Genomic DNA, 23,187 nt, shown 5'->3' with positions numbered 1-23,187 from the left:
GTTTTTTATTTTTCAGCTTCGTATGCAACTAAAGCTACTCTTTTTCCTAACGTTTGTTGAAACTGTTCTTCTAGCTGTTTAAGCTTCGCATGCATATCATCGTTAATTGAAGCTGGCTCAAAGGTCATTTTTGTTTGCTTCATCAGCTCGTGTCACCTCTTTCATATGTGTATGTTCTACTTTTTCCAATATAAAAGAGGTCTATGACGATTTGACGAAAGTTTATAAATTAAATTTACTGATGAGCGCTGTTAATTGTTCTGCCATTTGAGACAGAGATTGTGCGGAAACAGCAATTTCCTCCATTGAAGCCAGCTGTTCTTCAGTTGATGCAGCCACTTCTTCAGATGTAGCTGCATTTCCTTTAGCAAGGATGGCCATTTCACCTGCTGTACGAGCCACTTCTTCAACCGCTGCTGAAATTTGCTGAGCAGTCGCAGCCACTTCTTTAACTTGCGGAGTCGTTTCATTCATGCTGCTTAGAATCTGTTCGAACTTTTGAATAGCCGTTTGGGAAATTGTTCGTCCTTCTTCAACTTTGTTTGTAACTTGCTCCATTGTATGTACAGATTCCTGAGTATCTTGTTGAATAGCTTGAATAAGCTCAGATATTTGAGACGCAGACACTTGTGATTGTTCTGCCAGCTTTCTCACTTCCGCTGCTACAACAGAAAATCCTTTTCCGTGTTCCCCAGCTCGTGCCGCTTCGATTGCAGCATTTAAGGCTAGTAAATTTGTTTGAGCAGCAATGCCGCTGATTACTTCTAAAATGGTTCCAACTTCTTTTGAACGTTGAAACAAAGTACGAATCGTTGTATTAGATAGCTCGACGGACTGAGAAATGGATTCCATTTGTTCAACCGTTTCTTTCACGGCTTTTCCACCTTCTACTGCTTCAGACGTTGTGTGATTTGATAGCTGAGAAACAGTTTCTGTACGTTTGGCAATCGTATAAACTCCTTGTACAATCTCATCTAAAGAAGCTGCATTTTGGTCAATAACAGTCGTTTGTTTTTCTGCACTAGAAGCCACTTCTTGTATCGCAACCGATACTTGTTCAGTCGCAGCGCTCGTTTGCTGTGAGCTGGCCGTTAACTCTTCTGAAGAAGCAGCCACTTGCTCTGCACTCATTTCAACATTTTGAATTAATGTGCGAAGATTGTTTTGCATCTGACTAAAAGCATACCCTAACTCGCCGATTTCATCCTTTGAATTGACGGTAATCGCTGTTGTCAGATCTCCTTCACTAACGCTTAGAGCCTGATTCTTAAGCTGTTTGAGCGGTTTAATAATTGATTGTAATACCACAAAAATGGTAAGACTCCCGATTATCAGACAATCTACAATAATAAATAGTGTTTTGTAAAAGATAGGCTGTGCTGCTTCATTCACTTCTGATGAATACATAGTGCCTGCAACTTTCCAGCTTGTTGTTTTATTTGTCGTAAAGACCATCTTTTTTTCATCGCCGTTAAAGGTATATTCAAAAGACCCGGAGCTCTTTGCATAAAGCTTGTCAAAAAGAGAATCTGTCGCTTTTGTACCTGCTTTTTCCGTAGGGTGAACAATATATTTTCTTTCTCCATCCAAAAGAAATGGATATCCTTTTTCTCCGATTTTTACTTTGCTGACTGCTTTATTAATGCGGCTTATATCTAAATTTAAAGCAATAACCCCGGTACCATCTGCCGTTGTTTTTGCTACAGTAATAACGGTCTGGCCTGTAGAGGCTGATGGATAAGGTTCAGTGACAACTGTTTTTCCTTTATTCTGCATGGCTAGCTTGTACCAATCTCGTTTTCTGGGATCATAGCCTGCTTGTATCACTTTTTTTGGCGATTGAATAAACTTCCCCTGCTGATTTCCTGTAAAAATGCTGACGGCTTCTGGATGAAGCGAAGCATATAAGTTAAAATCTTTGCTTAAAGTAGCCATATCTTTTTCATTGTAGCGCTCGTTGTTTACCACTGATGCAAAAAACTCTACATCATGAATTTTTGGTCCAATGGTATCGTCAATCACCGAGTTAATGGACTGTACATTTTGCTGTGCTGTGTTAATAATTTGGTTTTCAATTTCATGTTTCGCCGTTATGTAAGCTGATACACCTATCGTAACAGATGGTACTAATAAGATCGCTGCAAATGCTAGCACCAGCTTTGTCTTAAAGTTATTAAGGGACCTTTTTTTTCTTACTCTCTCCATGCTATGTAGCCTCTCTCTCCGTAGTTAAAAGTGATTGTGCACTTTCTTTCTATCGGCCAGACTTCATATTCCTTTAGTCATCGAGTGTATACATAATTAACAATGGGTGTGAAAAGATAAGAGTACGATAAAAAAAGTAGGTGATTTTAATGGAAGAAAGTAAAAACAGCAAGTCTTTTTCAATGTTTGAAACAGAAAAGGTTCAGCGCGGGGAAGAAAAAGATATTTTTAATATCTATAAAGAAGGAGTAAAAATTGCAGAAGTAAGAGGAACCGATCCTCAAACTCAGCAGGTTATTCCGATGCACGACTTAAATGATTACGAAGAAAATAAGCTTCACGAATATATTGCTCATTTAGACCATACAACGTAAAAATGCTAAAACAAGAGTCTTCTCTTGTTTTAGTCTTTAGAATCATAAAAAACATGTTCAAAACGCAGCGTGTTTTTTTGTATGTACAGCAGTCCAAACGAAAATTGCTTTTCACGCCGCTTGTCAGTAGCGGAACCTGGATTAAACAACGTAATATCACCAATTTGTTTATGAGTAGGAATGTGAGAATGGCCAAAAATTACTGCGTCGACTTGTTCATGTTCAAATGCCAAAAGTGCACGTTTTTCAGTCGTTTTTCCTTTGCCATGACCGTGGATTACGCCAATCGTAACGTCGTTAAACGGAAGAAGTAATGAAGATGGTAGTGCTTGCTGAAGCTCTTCACTGTCTACATTTCCAATCACCCCATGTACAGGAGCAAACACACGCAGGTCATTGTATACATCTATCGTTTGAAAATCTCCCGTATGAATAATAGCATCAGCTGTTTTCAGTTCGGTTAAGAGTCTTTTCGGAAAATGTTTCGCTCTTTTTGGAATATGAGTGTCACCTAAAATAACAATCTTCATTTATGATACGCTCCTTTTTCATTCAATATGGTGTAGTGTAGCGTATTACATTGGAATGAAGCAACTCTATACGGAGCGTCAGGCAAAAAATTTCTCTTTTTCGTTTAAGTTTGCGAAAATACTTTACATACTAAGTTACAGAATGGAGTTTTCGAAATGGAAGTAAAAATTAATCGAAACGCAGCAAAAGTATTAAAAAATGCGTTGGCTAGCCCAGAAGGTCAAGGGAAAATGATCCGCGTATATGTAACTATCGACCACGGTGATCACGCGCATTATGATTGGAAATTCGATACGCCGACTGAACATGATGAAATCGTAAAAACAGATAAAGATATCGATATCATTTTAGATAAACGCGAGAAATTTTTAGAAGGCGTATGGATTCAATATTTCCACGTTCCAGAGCCTGAATTTGTGATTAGCAGCCTTCACCACGCACATCACCATCATTAATACAAAAACACACCTGTTGTATAGGTGTGTTTTTTCGTTTGTGCGACACGCAGAAATTTTATTGATGAGAAGAAGAGATAAAATTTTGTTGAAGCAATAAAAATGAGCTATAGTGGAATTACGGATGAAAGAAAAGAGGTTAGCGTATGAAAGTAAGTGTGTTGGTAAGGTCTATTTTAGTTGTTATTTTATATAATTTATTCGTTCTGTACATCGGATGGAACGCTTGGGTGTGGCTTCACACAATGTTTGAAGTGGACAATAAATGGATTCTTACGGTGATCGTTGTGTTTTTTGCTTATTCCTTTATCATCAGTCGTGCGTTTCAACAAGTGAGCATGTTTAAGGTTGTAGGATCGTATTGGTTAGGATTTATTCAATATTCAGTGCTTTTGCTTCCTATAAGTAATCTAGCCGTATATGTTCTTACTCTTCTAGGCGCTTCGCTTTCTACAGCTATCGATTCCATTGGATTTTTCATGATTGCCGCTTTTTTATTCATTTTTGCTTACGGTACGTATAATGCTTACAGTCCTGTGGTAAGGAAATATACGATTTCACTTGCTAAAAAGACGAATCGGGAAAACCTTCGCATTGCCGTAGCATCTGATATGCACTTTGGCACATTGTCCGGCAAAAAACATTTGCAGCGGTTAATTACTCATGTACAAAAGATACAGCCAGATCTTATTTTACTTCCTGGAGATATTATTGACGATGACCCCTACGTATTCTTTAAAAAAGAAATGGATTATATGATGAAACAGCTCAAAGCGCCTTTAGGCACATATGGAATTTTGGGAAACCATGAGTATTACGGCGGGAAGATCCCTCAGTTTGTGGAAAGAATGAAAGAAATGAACATTCCTATTTTAATGGATGAAGTGTTAAACATAGGCGATAGCTTGTACTTAATCGGAAGAAAAGATAAGACGGATAAAAATCGAGACAGCTTTTTCGATTTAGCGAGTGAAACGGATCGTTCTCTTCCTGTCATTGCAATGGATCATCAGCCGCTTTCTTTAAAAGAAGCGGAACAAGCGGGCGTAGATTTACTTCTATGCGGCCATACTCACAGAGGACAAATGGCACCTAATCATTTGATCACAAAGCGGTTATTTGAAATTGATTGGGGCTACAAGCAAACTAATCAACTTCATACCATTGTCTCTTCAGGATTTGGCTTTTGGGGGCCTCCGCTTCGAATCGGAAGCCGATCAGAAATTATTCAAATTGATATTTCATTTACAAAATAGAGAAAGCCTTAGGGCTTTCTCTACTTTAATGTACGCAGCAACCTCGGAAGCTCTGCGTAAATAGCCACTACTTCATCTACTTTCATCCGAACGAGCCCGCTTGAAGACGGGGCAACAAAATCCATTATTCCTGATATCATCGATTCTTCTTGTTTGCCCCACTTTACTTGCTTGCGTCTGCTGTACTGCTGATAGACACCTTTTCCAACAAAACAAACGATTTTAGGCGTGTATGCAGCGATTTTTTTCTTTAAGATTTCTCTGCCTTCCGCATATTCTTCTTTTGTAATCTCATCAGCTGCTTTTGTAGGACGCTCTACAATATTTGTTAAACCGTACCCTAGCTGTAATAACGAGTGATCTTCCTCAGGGCGGTATTTACGATCTGTTAAACCTGCTTTATGAAGAATCGTCCAGAAACGATTGGTTGGATTCGCAAAATGATGACCCGTTTCACCGGAACGGATGCTTGGATTAAAACCGACAAATAAAATATCTAAGTTGGGCTGTATATGATCAAAAATAGAGTTCATAGTCATACGCTCCTTACAATGTAAAAAGAAAACATTCAATTTGAATGTTTTCTTTTTACTATACCCTATTAAATACGAACTACGCGTCCGTTGAATTTTTGTTTCCAATAGCCGCTGCTCATGTTTGCAATTGCAACACCTGTTGAACTTTGAGCACCGATGAACTTGCCGCCTCCTACATAAATACCAACGTGGCCGTCTTTTTTATATGTATCGAAGAAAACAAGATCTCCAGGCTGCATTTGACTAGAAGACACCTGCGTTCCAGCATGCTTTAACGTTTCTGTGCTTACAGATCCAAGAGATCCAAGGTTAACACCTACTTGAGAATATGCCCAGTGTACAAATGACGAGCAGTCAAATAAACCGTGGTTAATATCAGATTGGCTTCGTCCTCCGCCAAATACGTAAGCAGAGTTTCCAATCCAGCGGTTTCCTACCGTTACAACATTGCTAGCTTTTGGAGCCGGAGCGCTTGTAGGTGCAACATCATTGCTGCTTGCTTTTGGTGCTTCTGCCTTAGCAGAAGATGAATCGGTTTTTTCAGCTGGCGCAGCCGCTGCTTTTTGAGCTTGCTCAGCTGCTTTCTTAGCTGCCTCTTTAGCCGCTTGTTCAGCTGCTTCTTCTGCAGCTTTTTGATCTTTAATATTTTGTTCAAGCGTAGACTGTTCATTCGCAAGAGAGCTGTCTTTTGATTGTAGAGAAGCTTTTAGTTCTTCATTTTTTGCTTCTTTATCTTTTAGTTCTTTTGCCAACGCGTCTTTTTGTTTCTTTTGAGCTGCTAGCTGGACAGTCATTTCATCCAGTTCTGCCTTCATATCTTCTAAGCTAGCAAGCTTAGATTTAACATCCGCTTGTTTTGTTTTTAGTTCGTCTTGCATATTTTTAGTTTCTGTTAAAATACCACGGTCTGCATCTACAATAGTCGAAACAGCTAGCGCGCGGTCTACAAAATCACCAAAACTTGAAGAACCAAGTAAAACTTGTAAATACTCTACGTTACCGCCGCTTTCTTGCATGGAACGTGCACGGTCTTTTAAAATATCATTTCGCTTTTCAAGTTTTTCTTGAAGCAGCTTAATTTCTTTTTCAAGCTGGGCTACTTGTTTAGACGTTTCTTTAATATCCGCTTCTGTTTTTTGGGCTTTTTTATTATTTTCTTCTTCTGCTAATGTTAATCGCTCAAGCTGTGCTTTCATTTGATCTTGTTCTGCTTGAAGGCGTGTTAATTCATCAGAAGCTGCTTTGATGTTAGATTGCACATCTTGGCGCTTCTTTTGAATTTGAGATTTTTGTGATTCCATATCCTGAATGGTAGAGGCATATGCTGGGGTTGATAAAACTCCTCCTAGACCTAATAAAACCGTTGTATTAAGTAAAAGCATTTTCTTTTTCAATATGAATTCCTCCGCTTTCTCGCTCTGTTAAACTAGTAATTTCTAATTATGTATCAATATGTATAAAAGTCTTACAATTTATGTAAAGTTCACTGTATTTGTCGATAAATAGCTAAATATGCTAATAAAAATCTACGAAAATTATACCACGATAAGCGTTCAAAAAAAGAATAACAATATTACAATTGTATTTCAGTAATGTAACATTTAACGCTTGTGTATACATTCACTTCTTGCCTGCAAAAATATACCTTTATTTCTCCATGCAAGTGAAAGATCTATCAAGCTTCAAACAGCAATGTTTTTAGTGTTATAAAGTAGATAATTACCATTGTTTAAGCTGTTTAGATTTAAGATATTTCTAAAAGAAACGTAACAACTCTTTAACATATCCGTCTATTTTTACCCTTTATCTACCATTTTTACAATATTTGAAAATGATTTTCTGGAATAACAATGAATTTATTTCTATTCGATGTTTGAAGAAGTTCAAAAAGAGGGCAATAGGCAATTTTTAAACAATATTCGACAACACTTGGATGAAGCCATACAAAAAAACCTTCTCGCCATAAGGCGAGAAGGTTTTTTAATCACGCTGCTGATAATAATGTTCTAAAGCTACAATTGCACTTCCCATTCGCTCTTGATCAGGAATAACAATACGATCTACTCCTTCTTCTTTTAAAGCAGCAGCGGTTACTTTTCCTACGGATACAGCTACTACAGAGCTTTTAAAGAGTTCTCGAATGTGATCAGCTTGTCCGTGTTCTCTTGCAAAAGAAAATAAAAATCTGGCCTGCGGAGCGCTTGTGAAATTAACAGCATCAATTTTTCCGCTTATTAATTCGTTTATAAGCTGTTCCATGACTTCTGCTTTTGGCGGAATATGCTGATACGGTAAAATCTCTTTAAATTGGGCTTTTTGATTCGATAGAAAATCAATTAATTTTGGTGCAGGATCTCCGTGAAGCTGAAGCGCTACATGCTTTTCTTTAAAAGAAAACGAATGAAGCGCTCTGACGAGTCCTGCGGTACTTCCATCATCATCTCGAACAGTTGGAGTAACGCCTAGCTTTTTTAACATATTTACGGTTTTATACCCGCGTGCAGCAATATTGGCTGCTTGTAAAGAAGAAAGGAATTCGTCGGCCAGCCCTAGCTTATCTGCTGTTTTATACAAAATTTCCGTCCCGACGCCTGTCGTAAAAATAAACCAATCGTAATTTCCTTTTACCAGTTCTTTAATATCTGCTTCTAAGTGTGTGTCATCTAAAAAGATGGTTCCTTGTGCAGGTCGTACAAGCGGGGTCCCGCCAAGATTTTTAACAATTTTACTGATTTCTTCTACTTTACGCTGACCTACGAGTGCGACTGTTTTACCTTCTAATCGTTTCAATGGTCTACCTCCATTTTACTGTGTATGCTACTTTAATGATCTTTGATAACCGAGTTTTTCAGAAATTAAGCTCGCCGCTTCTGTTACTTTTTGAATAATGAACGGCAGTCTGTCTCCTTGAAATCTTGCTTCAATTCCCGCTACGCTAATGCCTGCAACCACTTCATTTTGATGATTTACAATCGGCGCGCTCACGGATGTTGTAAAGTTTTCTAATTCAGAGGTGCTAATGGTATACCCTTTTTCTTTTGCTTCTTTTAATACATTTCTTAACTGTTTTTTATCTGTAATGGTTCCAATACCTATTGGAGCTAGCTCCGTTTGACTAATATATGCTTCTTGTTCTTTTTCGGGTAAATGCGCCAAGATAATGCGTGAACAAGCTCCTGCATAAAGAGGTGAACGCCTTCCAATTGATGTATAGAGACGCACTGGATGAAGCGTATCTACTTTTTCAATATACATAGCTTCATTCCCGTCTCGTACAATTAAGTTAACCGCTTCTTCTACTTCATCTCGGAGCGTTTTCATTACAGGCTTTGCGATATTTCTAATATCTAAGCGATTAGCCACTAGCTGACCAAATTGCAAGAATAAAAGTCCTAGCGAATAGTATCCTTGCTCATCTTTTGTTAAAAATCCCATCTCTTCAAGCGAACCAACCATCCGGTGCAAAGAGGTTTTCGGAACGCCTGAATATTCCATCATTTCTGTGAAGGTAAGCTTAGGGTGCTTAATAAAAAGCGTGAGAACCTGCATGGATTTAACGACTGTTTTATTGTTAGCTTGCATAAAACCTTCTCCCTTATTTGTGCGAATATATGTATTTGATAGACGTATAGCTTACTAGCTAATCATATGTTCTTTTTATTATACATGAAGAAAAAAAGGAAAGCACTCCCTTATAAGAGCACTTTCCTTTCTTACACCATAAGAGCACTTTCCTTTCTTACACCGTTTCTAGTTCTTTAATTGAAATAGGGTTACTTTCTAGAAATTTGGTTGTAAAATCCCCTTCTTTAAAAGAAGGATGGTTCAGTAATTCTAAATGAAAAGGAATGGTTGTATGAATGCCTATAATGATAAATTCTTCGAGCGCGCGTTTCATTCGTTGAATCGCTTCATTTCGATCTTTCCCCGTTACAATTAATTTCGCCACCATTGAATCATAAAATGGGGAAATTTCATAGCCTGGGTAAACGGCGCTGTCTACACGAACTCCGTAGCCGCCAGGAGGTAAATACATCTCGACTTTTCCAGGAGAAGGCATAAAGTTTTTAGCTGGATTTTCTGCATTGATCCGACATTCAATTGCCCATCCCTTTAACTGAACATCCTGCTGAGCAAATGATAGCGGGTAGCCTGCTGCTACTGAAATTTGTTCTTTAATTAAGTCAATGTTTGTTACAAGTTCTGTAACAGGGTGTTCAACTTGAATTCGTGTATTCATTTCCATAAAGTAAAAATGCCCGTGCTTATCTAATAGAAACTCAACTGTTCCGACACCTGTATAATCAACTGCTTTAGCCGCCGAGACCGCCGCTTTGCCCATTTTAGCACGAAGGTTTTCTTCTACCGCAGGAGACGGAGCTTCTTCTACCAACTTTTGATGGCGGCGTTGAATCGAACAATCTCGTTCACCTAAATGAACCACATTCCCTTCTTCATCCGCAATGATTTGAATTTCGATGTGTTTTGGCTCTTCTAAATATTTTTCAAGATATACGCCGCCGTTTCCAAAGGCAGTTTCTGCTTCATGCTGAGCTTGACGAATTGATTTTTCTAGCTCTTCTTCGCTATGAGCCAGTCGCATTCCTTTTCCGCCACCGCCCGCTGTAGCTTTTACGATGATCGGATAGCCTATTTCTCTTGCTACTGGAATAGCGGTGCTACTATCTTCAATCAGTCCTTCCGTTCCAGGTACAATAGGCACGCCGGCTTGTTTCATTGTGGCTCGTGCTACAGCTTTTGCTCCCATTTTACGGATGGCTTGTGCTTTTGGACCAATAAATGTAATGTCATAGGATTCACACATCTCAGCAAAATCAGCATTTTCAGCTAAAAATCCATAGCCGGGATGAACAGCGTCTGCCTTGGTTACTTGCGCTACGGTAAGCAGATTACGAATATTTAAGTAGCTTTCTTTAGAAGACGTTTTACCAATACAAAATGACTCATCTGCTAGCTTCACGTGAAGCGCATCTTTATCTGCTTCTGAATACACGGCCACAGTTGCTATTCCCATCTCTTTACAAGCCCGAATGATACGAACTGCAATCTCGCCGCGGTTTGCGATTAAGATCTTTTTAAACATAATGACTCCTCCTGACAGTATGTATACTTTAGTGTGACTTTACAGTAAATAAAGGCTGCCCAAACTCAACAACATCTCCGTCTTTCACAAGAATTTCAAGCACTTCTCCTTCCATTCCTGCATCGACTTCGTTAAACAGCTTCATCGCTTCAATTACACATACAACATCTTTACGTTCAACTGTTTGTCCTACTTGAACAAAGGGACCGGCGTCCGCTTCTGGCTTGGCGTAAAATGTTCCAACCATTGGTGATAAGATTTGTTTTTCATTATTGTCTGCTGCGTTTACAGACATAGAATCTTGAGGCGTTTGCTCAGCGTCAGCGGCTTTCACTTCCTCTGTTTTTACTTCCGTAACAGCTATGTCTTCTAAAGGAATTCCCGCTTTATCAATGATAACTTTTGTACCTTCATGTTCAATATGGAGCTTTTGAATACCGGATTCATTCATTAATGAAACAACTTCTTGCAATTCACGTACGTTTATCATTTTTAGTCACTCCCATTTTGTGTTATTTAGTTGACGCAAGGTTAATAGCAATCTTCAATTCTTGCAGCAGCTGTTCTTTTTCTAAATAGATTTTTTCTGCTTCATGAAGCGATATGTGAGAAAAGTAAATGGATTCTCCAGGCTTTATTTGAGCCAAAAGCGGTAAATCCGCTGTGATGACTTGAGCGATTTTAGGGTATCCCCCCGTGGTTTGACGGTCTGCTAACAGAATAATAGGATTTCCATCTGGCGGGACTTGAACAGAACCTTGTGAGACGGCTTCAGATAATAACTCTTTTTTTTCCTGAAGCTGAAGAGAAGGTCCGTCCATTCGATAGCCCATTCGATCTGATTGATTCGATACTTTAAAAGACTCTTTCATAAAATGACTTTTGCTTTCAGCTGTAAATAAATCAAATTGACTGCCATTCATAACACGGACACTTGGTTTCTTTGTAAAATGAACAAATTCTTTATAATTTACGGACCATGAAGAAGTATATACTCCGTTTATCAGTTCATTGGAAAGAAAAGCAGGCTTCGAAGCATCAGTAACAGATAGAGGTAAAACATCGTCTGTTTGTAATGCTCTTCCTTTGTAGCCACCAATTTCGCCTCTCAAATACGTACTTTTACTATTTAACACTTCATCAATAGCAAATCCCCCGGCTACAGATAGATAGGAACGACAACCGGTTCTACAAGGTCCAAATGATAACGTGCTTCCTTTTTGAATAAATAAAGGTTTCCACATCGGAACTGGCTTTCCATTGACCGAGGGAGTTAAGTCTCCTCCCGTGATTGCTACTAGACAATCACTTTCTATTTCAAGGGTAGGCCCCATTAGTGTAACTTCAAGTCCCGCTTCTTTTTCATCGTTACCAACTAATAAATTAGCAATTCGGAGAGAATAAGAATCCATTGCACCGCTTACAATCACACCGTGCTGCTGAAACCCTCTTCTCCCTAAATCTTGAATACTCGTTAATAATCCGGCTTTACTTACTCGCATACTCATTTCCCCTCCTCCTTTGCCAGTATTTCTTGATACTCTTCTTTAGAGATGGGGGCGAATTTCACAATATCCCCAGCCTGCAGCAAACTTGGCGGATTTTGTTCTGGTAAAAACAGTTTAATAGGCGTTTGGCCAATTAATTGCCATCCTCCGGGAGTGGAAATAGGGTACACTCCTGTTTGCATTCCTGCAATACCAACCGAACCGGCAGGAATAGAGGTGCGAGGAGACGGCCGGCGAGGCGTAGCAATTTTTTCAGATAATCCTCCGAGAAACGGAAATCCAGGAGCAAATCCAATCATGTACGCTAAGTATTCGCCTTCAGAATGAATACTAATTACCTCTTCTGGTGTTAAGTTATGGTGACGAGCGACATATTCAAGATCAGGTCCATACTCTCCTCCGTAGCAAACTGGAATGGAAACCGTACGATGATCCAACTCTTTTTCTGCCTGTTCGTTTTCTAATTTACTTTGAAGGAAAGAAGACACTACTTCAAAGGGAGACACAAATTCTTTCTTCTCCTTCTTTTTCACGGCTGCTACCACTTCAAGAGGGTTATAAAAAATCGTAAGGTTCGTAAATGCCGGTACGCATTCAATAAACCCAGGAAAAGGATTTAATTCTATCGAATCTTTGCACGTTTTGATTTGTTTATGAATATCGTACTGAATACTATCTCCAAACGTTATAACAAGCGCTGAGTCGCCAAGAGGAGAAATAACAGCTGACACTTTTGTGACGGTTTGATTCATATCTGCACCTCTTTCTTTTATAAAACACCTAGTTTTTCATCTCGAATATCTGTAATAAACATATGCCCCGGAGCATGTGTAATCATAATAGAAGGTTTTGTTTCCATTGCTACTGCTTGGGGGGTTACACCACAAGCCCAGAACACGGGCACTTCGCCTTCTTTAATGGAAACAGCATCGCCAAAATCGGGAGAGTAAAGGTCTTCAATGCCTATTGCAGCGGGGTTTCCAATGTGAACAGGCCCGCCGTGTACAGCTGGAAAACGTGAAGTTACTTGCGCTGCCCGCACTACGTCTTGCTGAGGAATTGGACGCATACTAACGACCGTCGAGCCGCGGAATATTCCCGCTTCAGCGCATGAAATATTTGTTTTATACATAGGGACATTACAGTTTTCTTCAATGTGACGAACAGGTATGCCGTTGTTTAAAAGTGCGTGTTCAAATGTAAAACTGCAGCCGATAAGAAAAGCTACCATATCTTCTGTCCAATAGTCTATGATATCGGTTACTTCTTTTACCAGTTCCCCATTTTCATAGATTCGATACTTCGGAAGGTCTGTAAGAATATCTCCGGACGGAGCCGCAAACTTTGGAACAGGAGATCCAACGTCCGTTACATCTAAAAGAGGACAAGATTTAGGATTACGCTGACAAAATAATAGAAAGTCAAAGGCTTGTTGCTTTGGTAAAATAGCTAAATTAGCTTGGGCATAGCCGTTTGCCATGCCTGCCGTTGGTTGAATAAGCTGATTGTTACGGATTTGCTGACGAAGTTCAGCTGGAGTTAGTTGTGAAAGGGTTGTCATATTTCTCTCTCCCATCATTGCCCACACGCAACTTACGTGCGGGCACATTGTTTTATTTAAATAATTGGGGAAGTTGATCCATTAACGTATAGCCGCCCATTAAAGCCATTACAATAACGACAAGTACACCAGAAATGGTAAGCCATAAAGGATGTTTATACTCGCCAACGATGCTTTTTTTGTATGCAGCAACCAGTAACGTCCCAAGAGCGATCGGCAGAATTAATCCATTGATTGCTCCAACTAAAAGAAGAACTTTTACAGGTTTTCCAATTAAGACAAACGACAGAGTTGAAATAATAATAAATCCAATAATAATCCAATTTGAGTTTTTATTAAGTTTTTCACTAAACGTTTGAATAAACGAAACAGATGTATAAGCAGCTCCCACTACAGACGTAATAGCGGCAGACCACATAACAATACCAAAGATTTTATAACCGACGTTTCCTGCTGCAAGCTGAAACACGGATGCTGGAGGATTGGCTGGGTCAATTTGTAATCCTTTAGACACAACGCCAAGTACAGCTAAAAACAAAGCGATTCGCATAACGGAAGTAATGAGAATGCCTGTTACAGAACTTTTGGTTACTTGAGGTAAAGAATCAATGCCTTTTACCCCAGCATCTAAAAGACGATGTCCGCCGGCAAAGGTAATGTATCCACCGACAGTTCCTCCAACAAGCGTAACGATTGCAATGATATCGATTTGATCAGGTTTAATAGATTTCACGACAGCTTCTCCAACGGGAGGTGAAGTGGTAGCTGCTACATATAGCATCAGCCCAATCATGACAAAACCAGCAATTTGCGTGAAGCGATCCATTGCTTTTCCAGCTTCTTTTACAACGAAGATTAATACAGCAATAACTGCACTAATTGCAGCTCCGGCTGTTGGAGAAATACCCGTAATCGCATTTAATCCAAGACCGGCACCGGCAATATTTCCAATATTAAATGCAAGTCCTCCAATTACAATTAAAATAGCGAGCACGTATCCTAATCCGGGAAATACCATGTTGGCGATTTCTTGTCCGCGTTTTTCAGAAACGGCAATAATTCTCCATACGTTGGTTTGAGCAAAGATATCAAGAATAATTGAAATTAAAATAACGAATCCGAAGCTTGCAGCTAAATTTTGTGTGAATACGGTAGTTTGAGTTAAAAAGCCTGGTCCAATAGCCGATGTGGCCATTAAAAAAGCGGCTCCAAGCATTAACGTCCAGTTTACTTTAGGCGCAGCCGAAAGCTTTTGTTGAGGTGTTGATTTTTTTATTGGCTCCAATATCATCTTCCTCCTGATTGTATGTAGTTTTTATTGTGAAATAGCCTTAACTACCACTTCTGATGCTCGTAAAAAACGGTTGACATGACGGGCAAATTCAAGTGCGTGAGCTCCGTCTCCATGGATGCAAATCGTATCTGCCTGCAATTCTACGTCCTTACCTTGCTGAGATTTTACCTTCCCTTCTTTCACCATTGTAATAACTTGAGAAACAGCTTCGTCGTCATTTTCAATTAAAGCATTTGGTTCTGTACGAGCAGTGAGAGAACCGTCTAACTGATAGGTACGGTCTGCAAATACTTCGTTAGCCGTTTTTAAACCAATTTTGTTACCTGCTTGAATCAGCTCACTTCCAGATAACCCAAACAAAATCAGCTCAGGATTTACGTTATAAACAGCTTTTGCTATTGCTTCAGACAAAGCTTTATTTTTAGCAGCCATGTTATATAGTGCACCGTGAGGCTTTACATGCTGCATCGATACCCCTTCCGCTTGCAAAAAACCGTTTAATGCACCAATTTGATAGACTACGATATCGTAAGCTTCCTGAGGTGAAATATTCATATTTCTTCGTCCGAAACCGATAAGGTCCTGCAAACCAGGATGAGCACCAATTTGCACCTGTTTTTCAGCAGCTAATTTTACCGTTTTTCTCATGACGCTCGGGTCTCCTGCATGAAATCCACAGGCTACGTTTACAGACGTCACATGCTCTAAAATTGTTTCATCATTGCCAATGCGATAAGCACCAAAGCTTTCCCCTAAATCACAGTTTAAATCCACTTTACTCAATGCGTTCTTCCCCCTTAAACCCTTTAATGTAAGCGTAATCATTTGCAGATAGTAAGGAAAATCCAAGCTATATTATCTGCATCAATACTCCAAGTTCCGTTTTTCGGAACTGCAGTACCGTTTTTCAGTTATATTTGGATTTTAGCACGAGATGATGAATTGAACAACAACATTGTCAGAATATTTGACATAGTCATTATTTTTATTTAGATAACGCTTCCTTATTTTATTGGTGTTTTCTATCTATAGCCTTAATATAATGCAGCCGCTTAATGCCATTGGACACAGTAAATAACTAGGTTGTCAGAATAATTACTAGTTCAAAATAATCAAAATAAAATTTTCGTTGTAATCGTTTTCAAAGAGGTGCTATATTTCAATTGTAGTCAATTTATGCAAACGATTGCAAAAAAAGGGGGATGAAACGATGAAAGGGAAAAAATGGACAGCTTTAGCTCTAACACTGCCGCTGGCTGCTAGCTTATCAACAGGCGTTCACGCCGAAACCGTACATAAAGGTAAACCTCCAACAGCAGATAAAAACGGTGTATTTTATGAGGTGTATGTAAACTCTTTTTACGATGCAAATAAAGATGGACATGGTGATTTAAAAGGTCTTACACAAAAGTTGGATTATTTAAATGATGGCAATTCTCATACAAAGAATGATCTTCAAGTAAACGGGATTTGGATGATGCCGGTCAACCCTTCTCCCAGCTATCATAAATATGATGTAACGGACTATTATAATATTGATCCGCAGTATGGAAATCTGCAAGATTTTCGCAAACTGATGAAAGAAGCAGACAAACGAGACGTAAAAGTTATTATGGATCTCGTGGTGAATCATACGAGCAGTGAACACCCTTGGTTTCAAGCTGCATTAAAAGATAAAAACAGCAAGTACAGAGATTACTATATCTGGGCTGATAAAAATACCGACTTGAATGAAAAAGGATCTTGGGGACAGCAAGTATGGCATAAAGCTCCAAACGGAGAGTATTTTTACGGAACGTTCTGGGAAGGAATGCCTGACTTAAATTACGATAACCCTGAAGTAAGAAAAGAAATGATTAATGTCGGAAAGTTTTGGCTAAAGCAAGGCGTTGACGGCTTCCGCTTAGATGCTGCGCTTCATATCTTTAAAGGTCAAACACCTGAAGGCGCTAAGAAAAATATCCTTTGGTGGAATGAATTTAGAGATGCGATGAAAAAAGAAAATCCTAACGTATATCTAACGGGTGAAGTATGGGATCAGCCGGAAGTGGTAGCTCCTTACTATCAATCACTTGATTCTTTATTTAACTTTGATTTAGCAGGGAAAATTGTCAGCTCTGTAAAAGCAGGAAATGATCAAGGAATTGCCACTGCAGCAGCGGCAACTGATGAGCTTTTTAAATCATACAATCCAAATAAAATTGACGGCATTTTCTTAACCAACCATGACCAAAATCGCGTCATGAGTGAGTTAAGCGGCGATGTAAATAAAGCAAAATCAGCTGCTTCTATCTTACTTACACTTCCGGGCAATCCGTATATTTATTACGGTGAAGAAATTGGCATGACCGGCGAAAAGCCTGATGAATTAATTCGTGAACCATTCCGCTGGTACGAAGGAAACGGACTTGGCCAAACCAGCTGGGAAACACCTGTATATAACAAAGGCAGCAATGGTGTGTCAATAGAAGCACAAACCAAGCAAAAGGATTCTTTATTAAATCATTATCGTGAAATGATTCGTGTACGCCAGCAGCATGAAGAATTAGTAAAAGGAACGCTTCAATCTATTTCACTAGATCAAAAAGAAGTCGTTGCCTATAGCCGCACGTATAAAGGTAAGTCGATTAGCGTGTATCATAATATTTCAAATCAACCTATAAAAGTATCTGTAGCAGCAAAAGGTAAATTGATTTTCTCTAGTGAAAAAGGTGTAAAAAAGGTTAAAAATCAGCTTGTGATTCCCGCTAATACAACGATTTTGATAAAATAATTTAAAAAACCTCTAAGTGATTATCTGGTAATCACTTAGAGGTTTTTTATTCCTCCTATGCTACAACTGTCGTACTCGCGCATCCGCCCTGCCCTCTTTTGAAAACAGTTACATGATTGATATAAGTTGTAAAAAATACAGCATTTATCTTCAGCAAGTGTAAACAGTGAAACTTTAATAATATACAGTGTGTTAAATCTTTCTTTCTGTATTATAACGTATACATAGTAAAAAAGTGTACAATCGTTTTAAGTTCTTTTGCAAAAGGAAAAAATTTCAAAAGAAATTATTTTCTTAAATAATCAATAATAATCAATTTAGTTAACATAATCAATATTATAGGCAACAGTCTCTTTACCACATAGCTGAGTATTTAATATGAGCTACAACCTTCCTCTAAATTCAATCATAGACATTTGTATGAACTAAATTACCATAACAAAAAGCAGCCTCTACTTAGATTATTAAGTGAAAGCTGCTTTTAAGTCGATTATAAGTTAAACGCTTCCTCACCATACTGAAAATCATTTGTATAGGGTGAGCCATGTAGATGTGCTTTACTCATATAGATATTAACTACTTCTTCTACAGTTAGATTAAATCGTTTAACAGTAGCCTTTATGGCTTTTGTGCAATGTACTTCAGATATGTAATTCTGGCCGCCATTTGTCATCTGATCTAATTGATTTTCCATAAACTCATAAACGGCATCATCAGAAATAGAAACATCTTCATTCTGGGTGTATTCTTCATCAGGCGGTACACCATCGGGATCTTTGTATTCTAGCAGATCCTCCCTTTTAATCTTTTCATCATTATGTACTAACGTTTCGTCGCCATCCTTGTTATTGATATTCATTGAATATGAGTCACCCTTAGATGATGATACAGTGAGCGTACCAAATTCACATTTAGTATTTCCACAATAGTTACTTAGATCACTACCTATTCCCTCAGTAGTTCTAGAAAGAATATTAAATATGCCTAAAGGGTTGTTGTCATAAAACGCGCTATCAACATCAGCAGCTATATTTATTTTGTACTTACCTTCTCCTCCGTCATACGAGTATGATAAGCTTTTTGTTCCCTTTGATAAATAGTCGTCAAGAATAGAATTTTTGATTGTTGAATCCGTAACTCGCTTAATAGATTCTAGTTGAATGTCTGAAGCACATCCACTAAGGAGAACGAAAGCACATGCTATTGATGTGTAAAGCCATTTCTTTTTCATAACAAACCCCTTGTATTTTATTTTTTACTTAAAAAAAGACCGCAAACTAACTGGCAGCCTTTTTTGAGATATTATGAGTTTCATTACTTCTGACTGAGGGTTAATAATTTAATATCTTGCTGTAATTTCAGATAAAATAAAAAAGCGACTGAGCCGCCTTTTATTCTTAGAGATATATAACTAGTTACTTGTTGAGAGATATTGTACCATTAAAGGTTTGTTATGTGAATAACTACAAAATATTTCCTGTATTATTCTGCTTCACTTTTACTTTTGTCTTCCATCTTTTCCATTTGATAGTTTTTACTTTCAACAAAAACCTCACAGGAATGATATAACCTCACTGATTCAAGGGTGAGGTTTTGTTTTCCGGCTTTATTAGTTTACATACGATAAATTTTCGGAAGTGAATTATGTATATAAATCTATAGCGCATAGATTCTCTTGAAAGCCTTCGTACTGGTATTTTTCACAAAAATGTAAAAAAAGATATCCTATTTTTAAAAGGCGCAACTATAGTTTCTCTTTTTGTTTTGATGAAAACTTTATAATGGCGTAACTGATAGTTAACACAAGAATAGCGCAAGTATGCAAAAGTGTATTAACTGGGTTATCGTGCTCTACAATAACCAGACGTATCAATGCAGTAATGCCAATATAAAGAAAGTAGCGTAGAGGAAAGTGATAATTCTCCTGAAAATATTTTACGATCATTGCAATGAATTCAAAATACAAAAAGAAAACTAAGATACTTTCAAGAATTTTGTAGTGAGTCTCAATTCCTCGATTAAAAATAGAGAAATGAATGAAATGGAAAATTTCCTTGCCAAGCAAAACGGATAAAGTAACAGCTAGTAAAATCAATGCTGTATTTAAGATAAGCCGGAGAACGTGTGAAACCTTAAAGTTCGGTCTTTTGTTTTGTTGTATCATCAATATGCCTCCTACATACATAGCCTCTTTACTTTATTATATCTTCTGTTTTAGATTTATGGTTAGCCGGTACAAATTGTTTGTTAGAATGTTTATTTTAATTCATACATTACACTAAATAAAGACGTATATATTATACATTATTAGTTAACATAACCATGATTATGTTGACTAGAAATTACTGTTTTCTGTATATAAAATGTACATAACTAAGTATATTCAAAGGAGATGTCTCGTTTTGTTGGATTATATATGGATCGATGGAGATTTACCTATTTTGTCCCAATTACCTAATGACTTTAATTCTGCTGCTATTTTATTCCACCCTTTTATTCAAATGCCCTCTGGTTGGGAGAAATCAAAGAGGGCAAATCCTTATCAACATATATATCCTAATGATGAATATAAAAAGTTAGCTTCTTATGTTAAGTATAATCCTGATTTTTATCACCCAGAAGAAGATCGTACATCGTTGTTTATACTAAATGGTTTAATAAAGATTCTCTGTTCAAAAGGGGCAAATACTTTATATATTTCTGAACCTATTCATGACACAAACGGTTCATTTAAAGTTAATGATATTTCATCTTTAGAAATGGCTAACTTATCTCCTAACGAGTCAATTATCACAGATGAAAATATGGATTTTGCGTTTATGGGAATCTATGATTCGTTTATAACATTGCTTTTAGCTAAAGATACAAATATTGAGGATACAATTAAATCCCAAAACCTTGAAGCTTTAATATGTTCTAACATTGTTATGTATAGGGGTGTTAGATATGGGAGTCTCTGTTAATAATAGTGAAATATGTGTTGAAGGGATAATCTGCGGATCATTTATAGAAATAGGAATTACCTTCATAGCTCTATTCGTTATATATGTCGGTTACGAAGTGATCTACAAGAAATAAATAATCTATTCAAAAATAGTGCATTACTTATTTTTGTGCCGAGATCAAGTACTATGTTAATTAGAGACGTATGAAAAAAGCACTGGATTTTTATCAGTGTACAACCTTTTGTTCTCATTGGTTATACTTATTCTCAATATTTAAGGTTCCCTCTTTTAAGGAAAAAGGAATATAACGATGTCGTTATATTCCTTTTCACACATGGCAAACATAAATTTTGAATCAACAAAGAGATGAAAGCACTGAATTTCGTTATTTCTTGATGAAATTTTTTCTTTCAACAGGTTTATTATCACTGAATTCTATCTTATTATTCATCCAATATTTACCTTGTATTCTTTTTTTGAACAAAAGGAATCTTAAAAGCATACAAGGAGGTGAATCAACATGTCAAACAACAATAGTGGTAGTCGTAATCAATTATTAGTACGTGGTGCTGAGCAAGCAATCGATCAATTGAAATATGAGATCGCTAGCGAATTTGGTGTAAACCTTGGTGCTGATGCAACAGCTCGTGCAAATGGTTCAGTAGGTGGAGAAATCACAAAACGTCTTGTAGCAACTGCTCAACAACAATTAGCTGGTGGCTTTTCAGGACAATCTGGAACTTCTCGCTAATAACTCGTGAAGAGTTATAAAAGGTTAGATAATTAAATAGGTCTTGATGGCTTTGGCTACCTACATTTGTAGGTAGCCTTATTGTTTTTAAGAAAACATCTCTTCACACTTGATAAATCCCTTCTTTTATACCCGATACGCTTATCTTCTACAATAACGAATAAGGAAATGGAGTATTTTCTAAGAGTTTTTCTTGGTCTTTTCATAGACAGATAAGTAGACCGTGACTATTGAAGAGTAATGCTGTGTAGTTTCAGCTATTACATCCTCTATAGAAAAATTGTGGGTTTTCCTTCTTATTATATACCAATCTATCTTCTACTCCCCTTTTAAGAAATTGTTATATTAACGATAACTCAATAGAAAATTTAAAAGTATTTAACTTTAGTTTGCTTTTAATAAGATATATTCAATCAAAAATATAAAATTAAAACCCTTCATATAAAGGAGTAAAAAGATAAATTAACTTATAAAAATCAAAGTTTGACTATTTACTCCACCTGAGGACAAATAGAACCTTTTTCCTCCTTACATTCGTAATTATTTATAGATTAATTTATCATTCAAAAACATTCTGTAATTTTCTTAGCTCTGTACTTGTAGGACAACCAAAAGGGCTTGTTTGTTTTTGTTGATAAAGAAGACGTCCTTTCTCATCTACAAGGAAATAGGCAGGTTCCCCGTGAGCTCCATGGTCTTCATATGGAGCGTCTTCACCATGAAAGAATACGTCAAAAGCTTTTAAAGCCCCTAAATTTTCATCTGATAAGACAGGATATGAAAGATTGTATTCATCTGCCATTTTACTTTAAATTATCAAGTTCATCCATAGAGATAGTGATTAAATGCACATTCTTACTTTCAAAATAATTCTTATTTTCTTCTAAGTCTTTTAAATCTTGGACACAGACTGGACACTACGCCCCTCTGAAGAAAATAATTAAGTGCCAGCTTTGATGTTCTTTTTGATGAGTCTCATATGAAAATGTTTCACCGGTAGTGGAAGGGAGAATAAAGTTAGGGATGTTTTCATTCAATTTTAATTGAGTCATTTTGGTACCTCCAATATCTTAATTCACTTTGCAAGTGTTGACCACAATATTACCTTACTCTTGATAAGAAATATGTAATGTTATTTACTTTTTTATTTTTTAAGTGATTTGTAACAGAGTATGTAAGCTATCTTACATTTTCCCAACAGACTAAGGTTTGATTTAGTTTGATTAGGTAAATTAGTCTATATAGAGTGGGATTTTATGTGTAGAGCGGTAGGATGTCTGAAAAAATAAAGAAGCTAGAAGATTTTGTGCGTGAAAGGTGGGTTCCTGAAGGAGCTGATTCAGCGTATCGTGTGCAATGTATCAGCTCCTATAAAATTAAAACATGCTCCCATAATCCTAGCTGTCCCTTTGCTGGAATAAATTCATCCAGCATCTGCATATCCTCAACTACCCAAGCATAACCTCCCACTATAAAGTTACCCATAAAATAGTCATTCCCTGATACGATTCGACCATCCTCCAGAATGGCCCATGTCTCATTGTTTTCAGTTACCTTCAAACAATCTACAAGTTTGCATACAGCAATGATCTGGCCAGTTGGAAGATTCTCTGGTGTGTATCCGTGCTTACCAAGCAACGACTTTATGGCTATATGGTTAGAGGCGTCTTTATCTATTTTTTTACTTGTGTGAATGGCAAGTGGCCCCCGATAATTCGTTCTCCATGACCTTGTTTCATATGTTGCCTCTCTAAGGACAAAAAGGCTTGCCCACGGCTGGATCATTGATAAAACCTTCACTCTGACAGCCTCCAATCTATAGAAGTTTATTTTGATTATAGAGTGTCCCTTTAAAGGAATATTATGAGCAAAAGGCAGAATATCAGTTCACAGA

General features: G+C 37.5%; 23 protein-coding genes and 1 pseudogene. 6 read left to right on the top strand and 18 right to left on the bottom strand.

All coding sequences use genetic code 11. From position 1 onward, the window contains the following. Nucleotides 1-5: 5 nt before the first annotated feature. Nucleotides 6-143, bottom strand: a complete 138-nt coding sequence (locus SB717_RS10990) for a hypothetical protein (protein ID WP_176547879.1) — start codon at nt 141-143, stop codon at nt 6-8. Nucleotides 144-222: 79 nt separating this feature from the next. Next, nucleotides 223-2,205 (bottom strand): methyl-accepting chemotaxis protein, encoded by a 1,983-nt coding sequence (locus SB717_RS10985; RefSeq protein WP_410903704.1) that lies wholly within the window; start codon nt 2,203-2,205, stop codon nt 223-225. 149 nt (nt 2,206-2,354) lie between these two features. On the opposite strand from SB717_RS10985, the gene SB717_RS10980 reads away from it, so the two are divergent. Beyond that, nucleotides 2,355-2,579: a hypothetical protein gene (locus SB717_RS10980; RefSeq protein WP_014459961.1), complete on the top strand. Its 225-nt coding sequence runs from the start codon at nt 2,355-2,357 to the stop codon at nt 2,577-2,579. Nucleotides 2,580-2,608: 29 nt separating this feature from the next. Here the strand turns inward: SB717_RS10980 and SB717_RS10975 are convergent, their stop codons facing one another. Further along, complete coding sequence (locus SB717_RS10975; RefSeq protein ID WP_144644958.1) at nt 2,609-3,109, bottom strand: metallophosphoesterase family protein; 501 nt, start codon at nt 3,107-3,109, stop codon at nt 2,609-2,611. A gap of 156 nt (nt 3,110-3,265) precedes the next feature. Between SB717_RS10975 and SB717_RS10970 the strand changes: the two genes are divergently transcribed. Both SB717_RS10970 and SB717_RS10965 read left to right on the top strand, forming a co-directional pair. Then, entirely contained in the window at nt 3,266-3,565 is a 300-nt protein-coding gene (locus tag SB717_RS10970; RefSeq protein ID WP_013057177.1) for a hypothetical protein, read from the top strand. Between the two features lie 146 nt (nt 3,566-3,711). Then, entirely contained in the window at nt 3,712-4,821 is a 1,110-nt protein-coding gene (locus SB717_RS10965) for a metallophosphoesterase (protein WP_410903703.1), read from the top strand. 20 nt (nt 4,822-4,841) lie between these two features. Here SB717_RS10965 and mug read toward each other — a convergent pair whose 3' ends face one another. The 11 genes from mug to pxpA form a co-directional block, all read right to left on the bottom strand. Next, the gene (gene mug, locus SB717_RS10960) at nt 4,842-5,354 is read right to left on the bottom strand and encodes a G/U mismatch-specific DNA glycosylase (RefSeq protein WP_410903702.1); all 513 of its coding nucleotides are present in this window, start codon (nt 5,352-5,354) and stop codon (nt 4,842-4,844) included. A 68-nt stretch (nt 5,355-5,422) separates the two neighbouring features. Further along, a complete protein-coding gene (locus tag SB717_RS10955; protein WP_410903701.1) occupies nt 5,423-6,751 on the bottom strand; it encodes a coiled-coil domain-containing protein in 1,329 nt (442 codons plus the stop codon). A 586-nt stretch (nt 6,752-7,337) separates the two neighbouring features. Next, complete coding sequence (locus SB717_RS10950) at nt 7,338-8,147, bottom strand: uroporphyrinogen-III synthase (RefSeq protein ID WP_098622048.1); 810 nt, start codon at nt 8,145-8,147, stop codon at nt 7,338-7,340. A gap of 27 nt (nt 8,148-8,174) precedes the next feature. Next, nucleotides 8,175-8,939, bottom strand: coding sequence for an IclR family transcriptional regulator (locus SB717_RS10945; protein WP_410903700.1), 765 nt, complete (start codon nt 8,937-8,939; stop codon nt 8,175-8,177). A 157-nt stretch (nt 8,940-9,096) separates the two neighbouring features. Beyond that, nucleotides 9,097-10,461, bottom strand: a complete 1,365-nt coding sequence (accC, locus tag SB717_RS10940) for an acetyl-CoA carboxylase biotin carboxylase subunit (protein ID WP_410903699.1) — start codon at nt 10,459-10,461, stop codon at nt 9,097-9,099. Nucleotides 10,462-10,489: 28 nt separating this feature from the next. Next, nucleotides 10,490-10,951: an acetyl-CoA carboxylase biotin carboxyl carrier protein gene (gene accB / locus SB717_RS10935; RefSeq protein WP_251461112.1), complete on the bottom strand. Its 462-nt coding sequence runs from the start codon at nt 10,949-10,951 to the stop codon at nt 10,490-10,492. A gap of 22 nt (nt 10,952-10,973) precedes the next feature. Then, a complete protein-coding gene (locus SB717_RS10930; RefSeq protein ID WP_335444252.1) occupies nt 10,974-11,969 on the bottom strand; it encodes a 5-oxoprolinase subunit C family protein in 996 nt (331 codons plus the stop codon). Beyond that, nucleotides 11,966-12,721 carry a 5-oxoprolinase subunit PxpB gene (gene pxpB / locus SB717_RS10925; protein ID WP_410903698.1) on the bottom strand — a complete coding sequence of 252 codons (756 nt, stop codon included), beginning with the start codon at nt 12,719-12,721 and terminating at the stop codon, nt 11,966-11,968. Before pxpB ends, SB717_RS10930 begins: the two co-directional genes overlap by 4 nt. Nucleotides 12,722-12,738: 17 nt before the next feature. After that, nucleotides 12,739-13,530, bottom strand: a complete 792-nt coding sequence (locus tag SB717_RS10920; RefSeq protein WP_410903697.1) for a putative hydro-lyase — start codon at nt 13,528-13,530, stop codon at nt 12,739-12,741. Between the two features lie 52 nt (nt 13,531-13,582). Continuing rightward, a complete protein-coding gene (locus SB717_RS10915; RefSeq protein WP_074681103.1) occupies nt 13,583-14,821 on the bottom strand; it encodes an NRAMP family divalent metal transporter in 1,239 nt (412 codons plus the stop codon). A gap of 24 nt (nt 14,822-14,845) precedes the next feature. Then, a complete protein-coding gene (gene pxpA / locus SB717_RS10910; protein ID WP_074681101.1) occupies nt 14,846-15,607 on the bottom strand; it encodes a 5-oxoprolinase subunit PxpA in 762 nt (253 codons plus the stop codon). 427 nt (nt 15,608-16,034) lie between these two features. On the opposite strand from pxpA, the gene SB717_RS10905 reads away from it, so the two are divergent. Beyond that, nucleotides 16,035-17,597 (top strand): alpha-amylase family glycosyl hydrolase, encoded by a 1,563-nt coding sequence (locus SB717_RS10905; protein WP_410903696.1) that lies wholly within the window; start codon nt 16,035-16,037, stop codon nt 17,595-17,597. 490 nt (nt 17,598-18,087) lie between these two features. Here the strand turns inward: SB717_RS10905 and SB717_RS10900 are convergent, their stop codons facing one another. Together SB717_RS10900 and psiE are read right to left on the bottom strand one after the other, a co-directional pair. Beyond that, complete coding sequence (locus SB717_RS10900) at nt 18,088-18,828, bottom strand: hypothetical protein (protein WP_410903695.1); 741 nt, start codon at nt 18,826-18,828, stop codon at nt 18,088-18,090. 513 nt (nt 18,829-19,341) lie between these two features. Next, a complete protein-coding gene (gene psiE / locus SB717_RS10895) occupies nt 19,342-19,761 on the bottom strand; it encodes a phosphate-starvation-inducible protein PsiE (protein ID WP_016764251.1) in 420 nt (139 codons plus the stop codon). 238 nt (nt 19,762-19,999) lie between these two features. Between psiE and SB717_RS10890 the strand changes: the two genes are divergently transcribed. Continuing rightward, entirely contained in the window at nt 20,000-20,560 is a 561-nt protein-coding gene (locus SB717_RS10890) for a DUF2711 family protein (protein WP_335537598.1), read from the top strand. Nucleotides 20,561-21,062: 502 nt separating this feature from the next. Continuing rightward, on the top strand, nt 21,063-21,293 hold the full coding sequence (locus tag SB717_RS10885) for an alpha/beta-type small acid-soluble spore protein (RefSeq protein ID WP_060745551.1): 231 nt from the start codon (nt 21,063-21,065) through the stop codon (nt 21,291-21,293). A 559-nt stretch (nt 21,294-21,852) separates the two neighbouring features. Here the strand turns inward: SB717_RS10885 and SB717_RS10880 are convergent. Together SB717_RS10880 and SB717_RS10875 are read right to left on the bottom strand one after the other, a co-directional pair. Further along, nucleotides 21,853-22,345 (bottom strand): annotated as a pseudogene (locus tag SB717_RS10880) (peroxiredoxin family protein). Nucleotides 22,346-22,661: 316 nt separating this feature from the next. Continuing rightward, complete coding sequence (locus SB717_RS10875; RefSeq protein ID WP_335537596.1) at nt 22,662-23,093, bottom strand: ASCH domain-containing protein; 432 nt, start codon at nt 23,091-23,093, stop codon at nt 22,662-22,664. Between the last annotated feature and the right edge of the window lie 94 nt (nt 23,094-23,187).

Origin of the sequence: Priestia sp. SIMBA_032 (genome assembly GCF_046535215.1) — a bacterium.
GTDB classification, from domain to species: domain Bacteria; phylum Bacillota; class Bacilli; order Bacillales; family Bacillaceae_H; genus Priestia; species Priestia aryabhattai.
The sequence above is the reverse complement of the archived record's forward strand: the minus strand, read 5'-3'. Positions and strand labels throughout refer to the sequence as shown.